At 49.1% G+C, this 2,083-nt stretch carries 2 protein-coding genes; both read right to left on the bottom strand.

The features are described from left to right. Positions 1 to 404: 404 nt before the first annotated feature. Positions 405 to 992 (bottom strand): MFS transporter, encoded by a 588-nt coding sequence (locus tag IE076_RS22765; protein WP_209009423.1) that lies wholly within the window; start codon positions 990 to 992, stop codon positions 405 to 407. A gap of 409 nt (positions 993 to 1,401) precedes the next feature. After that, entirely contained in the window at positions 1,402 to 1,635 is a 234-nt protein-coding gene (locus IE076_RS22760) for an MFS transporter (RefSeq protein WP_209009421.1), read from the bottom strand. Positions 1,636 to 2,083 lie beyond the last annotated feature (448 nt).

Raw genomic sequence — 2,083 nt, 5'->3', positions numbered from 1 at the left:
CATAGACGTCGCACCGAGAGCTATGAGCCGGTGTCCACAATCAGCCCCTAACATACAAGCCAGACAGATGAGCGTGGTGAAACCAATGGCACGACTTGTCAGGATTGCTTCAGGTACTCGCTCGATCCTTCTCAATGCTACTGAAATTGTGGGATAGACAAGGCAATCCATCGTTAGGCCCGTCACACCTAACAAAAAACGCGGCCACATGCATGAACTACTTGGCACCTCAGCCGCGTGCTTAGCTGTAGTTAGGCGTCTAACCTAACTCAGGTAGCGCGATATTGGGAGTTGACCTGCTTCTGAGTGATGATCACCCAGTCAAGCAAACGCGAACCGTTCTATTTACCTGCATGTGAGTGCCTGCTGTGCCACGTCGTCTCACCAGCGCACGCCAGTTCAAACTAGGCCTGTAGCGACCCCCGGAACCAAAGTGATGAGTTTATGATGAGTAGCCCAATGAATACCGCGAACAGCATTGCGGTATTATTTTGCTCGAGGAGGAGGCCGCTGATAAAGATGCCGAGCGGAACACCTGTATATCGTATTGATGAGAATGCTGAGAAGACTGTACCGCGTTTATCTTCGGGAACGAGTTTTTGTAGAACTGTTGCGTCGATCACGCTGCCGACCCCGAGGTTGAGGCCATAGACAAACATTCCAAAGCCGACGAGAAGTGGTGCTGTGCTGTTTGGATCAAAGCTCCAGTCTCTACCAAATGTCCATAGGAGTAGAGAAAGTCCTAGTGCCTGGCCAATGGGAGTAAGCTGAAGCAACCGAATTACAGATAGTCGGTGGCCCAGGAAAGTATAGGCAAGCGTGGTTAGCGTGGTTCCGAACGCGAAACATGTTAACCAGATGCCGAGCCAAACGGCTTGCTTATCATTTATGTTAGCCAACACGGGCAAGGTCAATGAAAGTAACGCAACAGCCACTATATTGATGATCAAATCATAAATACCGAGTTTCAATAGACTCGGCGTCGATAACATCCACTTCCACGCATCTCTTGCTCTCTGAGTGCCTGACACTGCCAAACTATGTGGCCGTGTTGCCTTCACACCGATAGTTACGAGCATAAGTGCCACGAGGAAACTTAGGGAATCCAGCAGTAGCACTGTGGTTGCCCTAGCGCAGCAATCAAGATTCCAGCAAGAGATGGTGTAATGAGATCTGCGGCAGTTTCCAGAAGCGAGTTCATCCCGTTAACCCGTTCACGGGGTAAATCCTCGCTATCAATCAAAGCTGGGATCATGACGCCCTTTGCTGTTTGTCCAGGTACATCAATGACCTGTGAGAGGAACACAAGAAATCCAAGTAGTGCAAGATCTAGCAGCTCAACAAAAAATAGTAAGGGGATCAAAAGCACAGCAATGGCGTTTACTGCATCACAAAAGATGCTCACATTTTAGCTGAGAAGTGGTCGATTAATGGTCCGCTAAATAGGCCTACCATGATATTGGGGAGCTGGCCTGCAATGGCGATTGTAGCTGTGACCACTGCATTCCCTGTCAGATCATAAACAAACCAGGGTATTGCAATTGCGGACAGGCCGTTGCCTACGAGGGACAAGAAATTCGCAATGAACAGCAGATTAATCTGCCCCCACTTGGCTTTAAAAGAGACTTCAGACAAAACGCCCCCAAGTTTCCATGATTCTGGTAGATCAATTGTATGCTTCGTTCGGTTCTAAGTGTGAATCTGCTAATAGTTGGTGCTGCCTGAGTGGAATGTAACAGGGGGTAGCCCATGCGTTTTCGCTCTGGGCTAATGTTTTTCGATATCTGATTTTCAAAGAGCGCGTTTTTTGTCGATGTTTTGGTTTGGTCTGATTTGAGGGCTTGAGATCGATTTTCCTTGGGCGTTTGCTTTTGGTCCGGTGGTGGAGCTGGTGCCTACAGGGCTTGGATCAAGGCGAGCAATGTTCCAAGAAGGGAAGTTTACATCAGGCCTTGTTCATGGGTATGGCGGTGAGAGTGTGACTGTGGCGTTGCCGGGGCGCTAGGTGGCGTTGTGCTGTGTCGTGCGGTGTTGATGCGGGGATAGATTTGCGTTGGGTGATGATAAGTTTTGATAGTCGGCT

The sequence above is a fragment of the Pseudovibrio japonicus genome, from assembly GCF_014651595.1.
Taxonomy (GTDB): Bacteria; Pseudomonadota; Alphaproteobacteria; order Rhizobiales; family Stappiaceae; genus Pseudovibrio; species Pseudovibrio japonicus.
The sequence above is the reverse complement of the archived record's forward strand: the minus strand, read 5'-3'. Positions and strand labels throughout refer to the sequence as shown.

Excerpts from the sequence above, each read along its gene's own strand:
- IE076_RS22765 (WP_209009423.1), bottom strand. The coding sequence starts at position 992 with ATGTTATCGACGCCGAGTCTATTGAAACTCGGTATTTATGATTTGATC.